Raw genomic sequence first — 11,368 nt, 5'->3', positions numbered from 1 at the left:
CAAAGGCAGCAGTGTTGAGCAGGCCATCAACCCCTATGACAGGGCTGTTCCCCTCCTCGGGCACATCTATGTGGGCATTACGGCTTGCTCCTTTCGACGGTGTTGCGTTGCTTCTATGTTTCATGTCGAAGCCGGGCGGTCTGCCTCCGCGACGGCCGCGCCGCAGGCGGTGGCCGATCTGATCGGCAGGCTGCGGGATGACGGCACGGATGCGCCGGCGGCGGAAGTGGGAGCGGATGACCCGGGAGGAGTACGCCCGATCCGCGATCACTGTTTCGGCCGGGTTCGGGGCCTTCCACCGCTGAAGCGTGGCACTCGAATGGCAGCCATGAGCGCCTCGAAGGCCGGTGCATCGTCGGCCTGCCCAGCAGTGACCACGAGGGCGAGGGGTCGGGCCTGTCCGTCGGGGTCTGTCAAAACGAAGGGCCGTGTCTCACTTTCGGTGGTGACGGCGCGTGCTGGTGTCGTCGTTGACACCACGTGAGGGATGTCAACGAACTTGTAGACGTGGTGTTTTCAGGGTTGTCCCCGCTGGTCATCGAGGACGTCGTCGACGAGGGTGAGCGGATCCTGGTGCTGGCGTGGACGCCGCAAGGGACGGCTGACTGCCCGGTCTGTGAGGCGCCGTCCGTGCGTGTGCACGGATATCACCTACGGACCGTGGCCGATACGCCGGTGGACGGCCGCCGGGTGGTGGTCCGCGTGAAGGTGCGGCGCCTGGTCTGTCCCACGCGCGGCTGCTGTCACACGTTTCGGGAGCAGGTGCCCGGGGTGCTTGAGCGGTACCAGCGACGCACTGCTCGCCTGACCAGCCAGGTCAAGGCCGTGGTGAAGGAGTTAGCGGGCCGAGCGGGATCGCGTCTGTTGTCGACGTGGGCCGTGTGCGTGTCACGTCATACCGCCCTGCGCGCCCTGCTGCGCATCCCGCTGCCCAGGCCGCGGGTGCCCCGTGTGATCGGTGTCGACGACTTCGCCCTGCGACGGCGCCACCGCTATGCCACCGTGGTGATCGATGCTGAGACCCACGACCGCATCGACGTGCTGCCCGACCGCAAGGCCGAGACGCTTGAAGCATGGCTGCATGACCATCCTGGTGTCGAGATTGTGTGCCGCGACGGCTCCGCTTCCTATGCGGGAGCGATCCGTCGGGGGGCACCAGATGCAGTGCAGGTCAGCGACCGATGGCACCTGTGGCACGGCCTCGCCCGGGCAGCCGAGAAAGCCGTGGCAGCCCACAGCACCTGCTGGGCGAAGGCCGGGCCGAAACGGCAGGAACTCACCCGCGAACGCACCACTCTGGAACGCTGGCACGCCATCCACGACCTGATCGACAACGGCGTGGGCCTGTTGGACTGCGCCCGTCGGCTCAACCTGGCCCTAAACACCGTCAAGCGGTACGCCCGGGCACCCGAACCCGACCGGCTACGCCGCCCGCCCCAGTACCGCGTTTGCCTGGTCGACCCCTACCGCGACCACCTGCGCCGGCGCCGCACCGAGGAGCCCGGCGTGCCGGTCAAGCACCTGTTCGAGGAGATTCGCGCCCTCGGATACTCCGGCAGCCTCAACCTTCTCCACAAGTACCTCAACCAGGGCCGTCTGGAGGGCGACCGGATCATGCCCTCTCCTCGCCGCCTCACCTCCTGGATCATGACCCGCCCCGAGAACCTGCCCGACAAGCACCGTGCGCATCTGGACGAACTCCTCGCCGCCTGCCCCGAGATGATGGCCCTGGCCCGGCTCGTACGCGCCTTTGCCCAGCTCATGGCCGAGCGGCGAGGCAGCGACCTCGGTTCCTGGATGGCGGACGTGCGCAGTGCCCAGCTGCCCGAGCTCGTCCCCTTCCTCAACGGCCTCGACCAAGACCGCGAGGCCGTCCTGGCCGGGCTCACTCTCCCGTACAGAAACGGCCCCACCGAGGGCGTCAACACCAAGACCAAGCTGATCGCGCGGCAGATGTACGGCAGGGCAGGCTTCCCCCTCCTACGTCACCGCATCCTCCTCGGATAGCAGCACGCTCCGTCACCACCGAAAGTGAGACAGGGCCGAACGATTTACAGTCCCGCCTGGGTGAGCTCCGCGCGACCGAACAGCAGCGCGTATCCGGACGGGAGCTGGGCGAGGATGCGGTCCAGGAGGGCGGGGCCGGCCAGGTGGCCGACGACTGTGAGGACGGCTCCGGTGTCCCAGCGGGCGGTAGCAGGGGTGCCGCCTGTGCGGGTGGCCAGGTCCTTGACGAAACCCCAGCCGGTGAGCGGTTGACGGCCGGGGATCTGGCTGGTGAAGACGAGGGCGGCCTCGACAGGGAGGCAGGCGGCGAGGTCGACGCGTTCGTCGCCGGTGAGCTGACGGCCCAGGGCCGCCAGCACGGCACGCGTGACGTCCTCGGCCCGCTCCCGGGTGGGATACGCGCCTTCGTACTGGATTTTCTCCTCTATTTGGTGAAACCTCATGACGGGCCAGGCGGCGGCCGGTTCACGCAGCGGAAGTATCGGAGAGTGGTTGCCTTTCTCGTCCAAGGGCGTTTTCGCCGGCGGGGAGGGCCGACCGGGTGAGCGTTGGCCGGCCCTGCTGATTTTGTGAGCGGGTCACGCTTTTCTGGGCTCAGGTGTGCTGGGGGCGGCCGAAGAGGAGGTCGTAGCCCGGGGGGAGCTGGAGCAGGATGCGGCGGGTGAGTTCCTCGCCTGCCGCATCGGCGGTCACGCTCAGCACGGCGCTGACGTCCCAGGCCGCGGTCTGTTCGGTGGCTCCATCGATCCACGCCGCAGTCGCCCGCAGGAACCGCTCCGGCGGGAGCGGCTCGGTGGCCTGCAGCGGATTGAGCAGAATCACGGCGAAGGTCTCCGGGAGCCGGGCGGCCAGCTCGGCCCGGACCTCACCCACCAGATGCGCGCCCAGCAGCGCCAGAACCGTACGCGCAGCCCGCTCGGCTTCCTGGGGTGTGGCGTACTCGCCGCGTTCCTGCACGTGATCGAGGAATGCTTCCCATCGCATGGCCACCACTGCCCCTTCTGCATCGTGGTGCGAAGGACGGGGGTAGAGGGGGAGATCGATGCCCGTCCTCCGCCGTCGGCGCGGTCGAGAAACCAGTTCCTCAGCCGCTGATCTGCTTGTGCTCGGACTCCCCGCCGATCGCGATCTTGCGGGGCTTGGCGCGCTCGGCGATCGGGATGCGCAGGGTCAGCACCCCTGCCTCGTAGTCGGCCGTGATGCGCTCGGTGTCCAGGGTGTCGGCCAGCACCAGCTGGCGGGAGAAGACGCCCAGGGGGCGCTCGGAGAGCTCCATCTGCACGTCGTCCGCCTTCACGACCGGGCGGCGTTCGGCCTTGACGGTGAGCATGTTCCGCTCGACATCGATGTCGATCGCGTCCTTGGCGACGCCGGGCAGGTCGAGGGCGATCACGTACTCCTCACCCTCCCGGTAGGCGTCCATCGGCATCGCCGAGGGCCTGGACCAGGTGCCGGTCACACCGGTCAGCTGCTGAGCGAGCCGGTCGAGTTCGCGGAACGGGTCAGTGCGCATCAACATCGCGAAAACACCTCCACAGGTCTGGCAGGAACTGCCAATGCGCTTCGTCTGACACTGTTGTATCATGTCATCCAAACGATGACAAGCGGTGTGTCGTCCAAAGGGTGACATTCTTGAGAGGATCTCCATGAACGCTTCCTCCGAGCCCCGTGACCCCACCTCGTTCTTCGCCGCTGCGGCAGCGCTGAACACGATCGACGAGGCCGTCCGCACCGCCCAGACCGGAACGCACCCGGAGGACGGGCAAGCCAGTGCGGACCAGGCCCTGGCCGCACTCCTCCTACTGCGTGAACTGCGCGACCAGCTCGCAGGATGGGAACCCGGACTGATCGAGGCAGCCCGGGCAGCAGGCTCCAGTTGGGCGGACCTCGCACACCCCCTGGGCGTCTCCAGCCGCCAAGCCGCAGAGCGGCGCTACCTGCGTGTACGCCCCGGAGCCCCCGGCACCACCGGCGAACAACGCGTACAAGCCATCCGCAGCCGCCGCGCCGCCGATCGCACCATCACCGCCTGGGCCCGGACCAACGCCGCCGAACTACGCCAACTCGCCGGCCAGATCACCGCCCTCACTGACCTCCCCGGCCAGGCCCACACCCCCCTTGCCCGTCTCGCCGAAGCCCTCGCCGACAACGACGCCGCCAATCTCATCGACCCACTCGCCGACACCCACACACATCTCAAGGCCAACCACCCCAACCTCGCAGCCCGCATCGACACCATCACCCACAACGCCGACCGACTCCGCCAAGCCGACAGCGACCACCGCTGAACCATCCGCCTGACATCCGGCATCGACGCGCACCCCCACAAGACAGCACCCACGATCCCGAAGACGCTCCGGAAGGCACCTCTCACCCGGGACGTTCACTATCCGGCTGTCGAATCGCACCGCGGCAGAGCCGATGCCGCCCGTGAGCACCCGCGCCGTCGGATTTGCAGATGCAAGATCGAACTGCACAGACGTGATCGACCTGACCCGTGCATTCCTTCGTGGGTCTGTCCAATGAACGGCACCGGGACTGTAAATCGTTCGGTGTGGCTCCCGGTCAAGGAAGATGCATCGGTGAACGGCGAGAATGTGACCGAGGCCGAGCCCGCCGAGTCGGGTCCAGGCCGAGGGCCTGCAGCTGAGGGGCGAGGGCGGGTTGCTCCAGCAAATGGTCAAGCGATTGCTGGGGTCCGCCCTCGAAGGCGAGGTCACCGACCACCTCGGCTATGACAAACACGACCCGGCGGGGGAAGAACGGCGGCAACTCCCGCAACGGCAAACGCGGCAAGTTTGTCCTCACCGATGTCGGACGGTGGAGATAGCCGTGCCCCGTGACCGCGAGGGCACCTTCGAGCCGAAGCTCGTCAAGAAGCGACAGAAGCGTCTGTCCGGCGTCGATGAGATGGTCATCTCGCTTGCCGCGAAGGGCCTGACGACCGGTGAGGTCCAGGCCCACCTGGCCGAGGTCTGTTGGCCGAGGTCTGTGGCGCCGAGGTGTCCCGCCAGACCATCTCCACCATCACCGACGAGGTCCTCGAGGGCACGGCCGAATGGCAGAACCGGCCCCTGGACGCCGGGCGGTTTCTAGCAGTGGTTGCGAATCAGCTGGTCACTGGCTGTGTGAGCCATTCTTTCATGGCCTCGGCTGGTGTCTTGTCGCCGAGGATGAGGCGGGGCCGCTGGTTCAGCTGCCGGGCGACTTCTCGAAGGTCGCGGGCGGTGTGGACGGACAGGTCGCTGCCCTTGGGGAAGTACTGCCGCAGCAGGCCGTTCATGTTCTCGTTCATCTCGCGCTGCCAGGGTGAGTGCGGGTCGCAGAAGTAGATCCGGAAGCCCGTGAAGGCCTCGATCTCCTCGTGCAGCGTCAGCTCGCGTCCTTGGTCCCACGTGAGGGTCTTCCGCATCTGGGGCGGGATGTGGGCGGTCTGCGTGACGATCGCATTGCGGACCTGCGGGGCTTTCCACCCGTCGGGCAGGTGGATCAGCTCGACGTAGCGGGTCATGCGCTCGACCAGAGTGCCGATCGCCGATCCTTGGCCCCGCCCGATGATGAGATCACCTTCCCAATGCCCGGGAATCATACGGTCGTTGACCTCGAGCGGTCTCTGATGGATCAGCGTCATGTTCTTGATCTTGTTGGGCGTCGGGACACCCCGCCGCTGCTTCTTCCGGCGGGTGCGACCCGTGCGGAGCTTGCCGGGCCGGCTGCCGGCAGACCGGCGAACAGGGCCCGGTAGATCGTCTCCGGGCAGGCCCGCATCGCCGGATCGGCGGCATGGGTGCGGGCGAGGAGGCGTGAGATCTGCTGGGGTGACCATTTCTCGGCGAGCTTCTCCCGGACGAGGGTGCGCAGGGGCTCACTGCCGCGAATCTTCTCCTCCTTGGGGCGCTGTCTGCGCAGGAGGGCCTGGTTGTGGGCCCCACCAGGGCGGGTAGCCGCCGCTGGGCCCGCTGCCTCGCCTGATCTCCCGGTAGACGGTCTGGAAGCTCTTGCCGATGGAGGCCGCTATGCCCTTCACGTGCTGCTTCGTCTGCAGGCCGTCGGCGATGGTGATGCGGTCTTCCTGGGTGAGGAAGCGCGGGGATATCGGCCCGGGTCTGGAACGATCACACCGCCAGCTTCCAGGAACCACTTGAGCCGCAACTGGTGGACACCCCGACGACGCGGGCGGCCGCGGCCCCCTTATAGCCGTCCCTCAGCAGCTCGAAGTACCTCTTCTTCACCGAGCTCGGCATCTTGTTGGGGGCGTACTTCGGCATCCGAACGCTCTCCTCCGGGAACGTTCGCGACCACCGATAGAACTCAAGCCGTCTATCCCGTGGTCTTCATCGACTCCGTCCACGTGAAGATTCGCGTCGGCGCCGTGGCCGACCGACCCATCTACGTGGCCCTGGTGGTCACGACCGAGGGCCGGCGCGAGGTCCTCGGGCTGTGGGCCGGCGACGGCGGCGAGGGAGCCAGGCACTGGTTGCACATCCTCCCCGAGATCAAGAACCGCGGCGTGAACGACGTCCTCATGCTCGTCTGCGACGGCCTGGAGGGTCTGCCCGACGCGGTCGAGACCATCTGGCCCCGCACGATGGTGCAGACCTGCGTGGTACACCTGCTGCGGAACTCCTTCCGCCATGCCGCTCGCCAGGACTGGGACAAGATCGCGCGGGTCCTCAAGCCCGTCCACACCGCGCCGACCGAGGAGGCCGCACTCCAGCGGTTCGCCGAGTTCACTGAGGCGTGGGGCAGGAAGTATCCGGCGATCGTGAAGCTGTGAGAGAACGCGTTGGGAGGAGTTCACACCGTTCTTGCGCTTCGCTACGGAGATCCGCCGCATCGTCTGCACGACGAACGCGATCGAGTCGGTGAACGCGCGGATCCGCCGTGCGGTCAAGGCCCGCGGGCACTTCCCCAACGAGCAGGCGGCGTTGAAGTGCGTCTACACCGCGATCATGTCGCTCGACCCGACCGGCAAAGGCCAGGCCCGCTGGACCATGCGCTGGAAGACCGCCCTGAACGCCTTCGACGTCACCTTCGACGGCCGACTCTCCGCAGCCCGCCATTAACCCCAACCACCCTGGTTACACCAGACCTGCTCTCAGAGGGCGTTCTGCGAGTCTTGCGCGGTTCTCGTAGTGCTTGAAGGTAGGTTGTCCGGTTCCCAGCCTTGCGGTTCGCCGCCGCTGCGGTGTGCTGGTGGACGTGGGTGAGCGGCCCCCGTACCCGAGCGACCTGTCGGATGAAGCCTGGGAGCTGATCCGGCCGGTCATCACCGCATGGAAGGCCCGCCATCCCTCGGTCAGCGGGCACACGGGACAGTAAGAGATGCGGGAGATCGTCAACGCGATCCTGTACCAGGCCCGCACCGGCTGCCAGTGGCGCTACCTGCCGCACGAACCTGCCGCCGAAGAGCGCGGTGTACTACTACTTCGGAAAGTGGCGGGACGACGACACCGCCGAGACCATCCACGACCTGCTGCGCTGGCAGGTGCGCGAGAGCAGGAAGCGGCGCGAGAGCAGGAAGCGGCGCGAGGACCCCACCGGCGTCGTCCTGGACTCCCAGACCGTGCGAGCTTCAATGAACGCGCCGAAGGACACGACCGGGCTGGATGCGGGAAAGAGGAGCCCGGGCCAAAAAAGAGGCATCGCCACCGACGTCCTCGGCCTGCTCATCGCCGTCGTCGTGGTCGCCGCCAGTGACCACGACAACGCCATCGGCATCCTGCTGTTGGACAGGGTCGCCGCCTCCGCGCCTACCGTGACCAAGGCGTGGGTGGATGCGGGGTTCAAGAACGCCGTCGTCGAACACGGCGCCCGGCTCGGCATAGACGTCGAGATCGTCCAACGCCAGGTGGGCGCGAGAGGGTTCGCGCCGGAACCCAAGCGATGGGTGGTCGAGCAGACTCTGGGCACCTTGATGCTCCACAGACGGCTCGTGCGCGACTACGAGACAAAGCCGCCGAGTTCGGCGACGTGGATTCACTGGTCCATGGCCGATGTCATGCTCCGCCGCCTCACCCACACCTCCACCCTGACCCGGCGCGACCTGCCCGCCTGGCGTCCGTCATCCCCGACCGACGGGAGCGTCGATGAGGGAACTCCTGGAAAGATTGACACTCGGCAGCAGCTCGTCCGCGAGACCGCCGAACGGCTGCGTGAGCAGATCGCCCTGCTCACCGAGCAAGTCGGCGCTACGAACACACCTTGAAACGTCTGGAGATCACCCGCGAAACCATCCTGGAACTGGCCGCCGAGACGGTTTCCCGCCACCCGAGCCACTCCCGCCCGGTTACCACGAAATCCTGGACGCCTTCGAAAGGCCGACGGCAAACTCCGCGCGAAGGAGGTCTGCCAGGCGCTGGCCACCGGGACGGAGCCCCGTCACGTCGAAGGCATCCCGGCAAGCTGAAACGCCTGGTCAGCCGCGGCATCCTCGCAGAATCCGAGCCCGGCCTCTTTGCCCTTCCGCCGACTCCTCGCCCCGCCTCGCAGCCCGCAAACCTAGGAGTCAATGGCTCGCAGTCGATGAGGTAGGGGCCGGGCGCGGCGAGGGCCGGGCGGGGGCGGGAGCGGGAGGACGTCGGACAACATGGAGTGCTCCGTACGGCAGTTGACAGCCCGAACGCAGCACGTCAGAGTCCCGGCGTGAGCGAGACCAACGATCTGACGCCGGCCGAGGTACGTATATGGCGGGCCTTTCCGCGAGGCGAGTCCGTGGACTTCCGCGCCGCCGCGAACGAGGATCCGGCGCTCGGCAACACCTGGGGCGCCCAGCGGACCGTACGGGCGAGTGTGCTGCGGGCGCTGCTGATCAAGGCTCCGCAGGAGGAGGGGGAGATCGCGCGCTCAAGATCACGGGGGCGCGGATCACCGGCGTATTGGACCTGAAGTACGCCACGATCGACGCCGCCATCCGGCTGAGTCACTGCCAATTCGACGGTGTTCCCGACCTGTACGGTGCCCAGCTGCGCCAACTCAATCTGAGCAATTCCGTTCTGCTGGGCCTGACCTCGGCGACCTTGCGGGTCGAGGGGGTGTTGCGGATGACGGACTGCCGTATGCGGGGGCCGGTGCGGCTTGGCGGAACGCAGATCTCCGGGGCGCTGTTCATGGAGCGCGCGGAGTTCACGGCGCCGGACGACTCCGAGCCGGTGCTGCAGCTCAACCAGGCCGCGATCGGGGACGACTTGTGGGCGCCAGAAATGCGCGCGCACGGACAGGTACGGCTTACTGGCGCCTCCGTCGCCGGGCGGATCAACGTTCAGGACGCCGTGTTCAACAAGCCCGATGGCACCGCGCTGGACGCGCAGAACCTCAACGTGGGAGCCCATGTGCGGGCGCGGTGCGTACGTGCCCAGGGCCGGGTCGAGCTCCGAGGCTCGCGCATATCGGGCCGTCTCGACCTGCTCCACGCCCACCTGTCGCAGCCGGGCGACACGGCGCTGCGGGCAAGCAGTTGTGTCATCGGTGAACTCTGGCTGCGCAGGGGCGATCGCATCGAGGGCGCCCTGAATCTGCGGCGTTCTCAAATAGAGATCCTGACCCTTGAACCGGAGGTGCTGCCGGACCAGGTGTATCTCAGCAATCTCACGTACACCGTACTCACCCCGCACGAGCCCGCCGAACGCCGCCTTCCGATGCTGGAGCGGGACGGCGAGCGGTATGAGCCGCACGGCTACGAGCAGCTGACGGCGGCCTACCGCCATGTCGGTGACGACGACGCGGCCCGGCTCGTCCAACTCGCCAAGCAGCGCCGCCGACGCACGACGCTCACCTGGTACGGGCGGCTGTGGGGGTATGTCCAGGACGCCACCGTCGGCTACGGCTTCCGCCCGTTGCGCGCAGCCGTCTGGCTGCTGTCCCTCATGACGATCGGATCGATCGCGTATGACCTGGACCACCCACGCCCCATCAAGACAGGCGAGGCCCCTGACTTCAACTCCGTTTTCTACACCCTCGACCTGCTCCTACCGGTCGTCAACTTCGGCCAGGAGCCAGCGTTCGCCCCTGACGGCTGGCACCAGTGGCTGTCGTACGCCCTGATCATCACCGGCTGGACCCTGGCGACGACGATCGTCGCGGGCGTGACCCGTACGGTCAGCCGCCAATGACCCTCTCTAGACCTCGCGAAAACCTCGCAGAACGCCCTCTCACGCCTGGACCCAAGCCCGCGAAAGACGGCCTGCGCCACCGACGCCACCCGGCCCACTGGCCTTTCTGGCGGCGAGGTTGCCGCGATCCGCCGAGTGACGGCTTCGGCCTGGGCGGGTTCGCCGGCCTGCGTTGGGAGCCCCGCCGGTCGGACCGGCGGGGCTTTTCAGGCGTCAGATCATAAGCAGTAGCCGCGTGTGCGGTACCAGCTTCCGGTTTACGCTGGTGCTCTGCACAAAGATCGTGAAGTCGTCGTTGTGGTCTGGCTTGACGCGAACTTCCATGTCCGGCAGGCCGAGCAGGGCTCGGGCCTCCGGCCCCGTGTACACCCGGTCCGTCTTCTTCTCCAGCACCGCAATCTGCTTCTGCGCCTGGATCTTCTCCGACTTACTCAGCTGATAGAAGGCACAACCGGTACGGAAAGTGTGCCCGCATTCGATGACCCAGTCCCGGATTACCGCTTCGCGGGCCACCGGAATCAGCTGGTACTCGGACGGATTCACCGGGGTGAGACCGGCTGCCTCTATGGTGCCCCTGTTGACAGCCTCGGCACCCGTAGAGAACACCGCCCGCGATCCCCGGATGCCCTGGGCGCGGCCGACCAGAAAGTTCTCGGTTGCCTGCTGGATGACCTGCCCGGCCTCCTCCAGACCCTGTGTGCTCGTGGCGTCCCAGATGGCGATGTTGTCCTTCGGGAAACCGCACTGCATGGCCTCGCGCTTGCCCATCTGGTCCGGCACAAGGACGGCTAGCGTCCAGTTGTCCTCCTGCGTCTCGATCATCTTGGCCACGGCCTGCACCAGTTCCCGCGGATCCCTGGCAGGGGCATCCAGGCAGCGATGACTTGCGTTCTCCTGTCCGTCAGTCAGTACGAACGTCAGGAAGCTGTGGTCGCCGTAAAGTTGAGCTGTCTGCGCCAGCTCCCGCTGCGACTTCAGCGTGGCCGCCAGCAGAGCCGTCATTCCACCAACCCGGTACAGCTGTTTCAGCGACGGCATCCGCAGCACGTCCTTGTCGTAGATGACGCACTCCACCTTGTCTGCGAAGACGTACACCGTAACGCGGGTTTCCTGGTCCAGTTCCTTCGATCGGCGGGCCAGATATGCAATCTGCTGGTTGAAGTTCCCCCGTGAATTTGGACAGCGGATGGTTACGCTGCGGGGGTGAGGTCTTGCTGCAGCAGGGCTCGGGTCTCGAGCGGGGTGAGGTA

General features: G+C 66.9%; 9 protein-coding genes and 6 pseudogenes. 7 read left to right on the top strand and 8 right to left on the bottom strand.

Translation table 11 applies throughout. The annotated features are described in order from the left end of the window. Positions 1–118: 118 nt before the first annotated feature. A pseudogene (locus tag ABZW18_RS33260) lies at positions 119–405 on the bottom strand (transposase); the annotation flags it as partial. Positions 406–510: 105 nt separating this feature from the next. Between ABZW18_RS33260 and ABZW18_RS33255 the strand changes: the two are divergent. Further along, positions 511–2,007 carry an ISL3 family transposase gene (locus tag ABZW18_RS33255; protein ID WP_356194876.1) on the top strand — a complete coding sequence of 499 codons (1,497 nt, stop codon included), beginning with the start codon at positions 511–513 and terminating at the stop codon, positions 2,005–2,007. A gap of 44 nt (positions 2,008–2,051) precedes the next feature. Here the strand turns inward: ABZW18_RS33255 and ABZW18_RS33250 are convergent, their stop codons facing one another. The 3 genes from ABZW18_RS33250 to ABZW18_RS33240 all read right to left on the bottom strand — a co-directional run bounded on the left by ABZW18_RS33250 (position 2,052) and on the right by ABZW18_RS33240 (position 3,526). Beyond that, complete coding sequence (locus tag ABZW18_RS33250; protein ID WP_356194872.1) at positions 2,052–2,450, bottom strand: DUF2267 domain-containing protein; 399 nt, start codon at positions 2,448–2,450, stop codon at positions 2,052–2,054. 151 nt (positions 2,451–2,601) lie between these two features. After that, positions 2,602–2,991, bottom strand: coding sequence for a DUF2267 domain-containing protein (locus ABZW18_RS33245; RefSeq protein ID WP_356194870.1), 390 nt, complete (start codon positions 2,989–2,991; stop codon positions 2,602–2,604). Between the two features lie 100 nt (positions 2,992–3,091). Then, positions 3,092–3,526: an Hsp20/alpha crystallin family protein gene (locus ABZW18_RS33240; RefSeq protein WP_075033247.1), complete on the bottom strand. Its 435-nt coding sequence runs from the start codon at positions 3,524–3,526 to the stop codon at positions 3,092–3,094. A 127-nt stretch (positions 3,527–3,653) separates the two neighbouring features. Here ABZW18_RS33240 and ABZW18_RS33235 point away from each other — a divergent pair, with 127 nt between their 5' ends. The 3 genes and pseudogenes from ABZW18_RS33235 to ABZW18_RS33225 all read left to right on the top strand — a co-directional run. Further along, entirely contained in the window at positions 3,654–4,295 is a 642-nt protein-coding gene (locus ABZW18_RS33235) for a type III effector protein (RefSeq protein WP_356194867.1), read from the top strand. Between the two features lie 388 nt (positions 4,296–4,683). Further along, positions 4,684–4,941 (top strand): annotated as a pseudogene (locus tag ABZW18_RS33230) (transposase); the annotation flags it as partial. Between the two features lie 68 nt (positions 4,942–5,009). Continuing rightward, positions 5,010–5,075 (top strand): annotated as a pseudogene (locus tag ABZW18_RS33225) (hypothetical protein); the annotation flags it as partial. A gap of 41 nt (positions 5,076–5,116) precedes the next feature. On the opposite strand, the gene ABZW18_RS33220 reads toward ABZW18_RS33225, so the two are convergent. Genes ABZW18_RS33220 through ABZW18_RS33210 form a run of 3 tightly spaced genes read right to left on the bottom strand, consistent with a single transcriptional unit; the run spans position 5,117 to position 6,275 of the window. After that, a complete protein-coding gene (locus ABZW18_RS33220; RefSeq protein WP_356194865.1) occupies positions 5,117–5,833 on the bottom strand; it encodes an IS30 family transposase in 717 nt (238 codons plus the stop codon). Between the two features lie 39 nt (positions 5,834–5,872). Beyond that, on the bottom strand, positions 5,873–6,148 hold the full coding sequence (locus ABZW18_RS33215; RefSeq protein ID WP_356194863.1) for a helix-turn-helix domain-containing protein: 276 nt from the start codon (positions 6,146–6,148) through the stop codon (positions 5,873–5,875). Continuing rightward, positions 6,123–6,275, bottom strand: coding sequence for a hypothetical protein (locus ABZW18_RS33210; protein ID WP_356194878.1), 153 nt, complete (start codon positions 6,273–6,275; stop codon positions 6,123–6,125). The genes ABZW18_RS33215 and ABZW18_RS33210 overlap by 26 nt, the downstream gene beginning before the upstream one ends. 50 nt (positions 6,276–6,325) lie before the next feature. On the opposite strand from ABZW18_RS33210, the pseudogene ABZW18_RS33205 reads away from it, so the two are divergent. From ABZW18_RS33205 to ABZW18_RS33195, 3 pseudogenes are all read left to right on the top strand, one after another. Next, positions 6,326–7,073: pseudogene (locus ABZW18_RS33205) on the top strand (IS256 family transposase); the annotation flags it as partial. Between the two features lie 136 nt (positions 7,074–7,209). Next, positions 7,210–8,038 (top strand): annotated as a pseudogene (locus ABZW18_RS33200) (IS5 family transposase); the annotation flags it as partial. 614 nt (positions 8,039–8,652) lie between these two features. After that, positions 8,653–10,118 (top strand): annotated as a pseudogene (locus ABZW18_RS33195) (membrane-associated oxidoreductase). Between the two features lie 213 nt (positions 10,119–10,331). Here ABZW18_RS33195 and ABZW18_RS33190 read toward each other — a convergent pair. Beyond that, the gene (locus ABZW18_RS33190; RefSeq protein ID WP_356194873.1) at positions 10,332–11,306 is read right to left on the bottom strand and encodes a VWA domain-containing protein; all 975 of its coding nucleotides are present in this window, start codon (positions 11,304–11,306) and stop codon (positions 10,332–10,334) included. Positions 11,307–11,368: the final 62 nt, after the last annotated feature.

Origin of the sequence: Streptomyces sp. NPDC004647 (assembly GCF_040609575.1) — a bacterium.
Taxonomy (GTDB): Bacteria; Actinomycetota; Actinomycetes; order Streptomycetales; family Streptomycetaceae; genus Streptomyces.
Note: the sequence above shows the minus strand (reverse complement) of the source record. Positions and strands in the feature narration are given on the sequence as shown.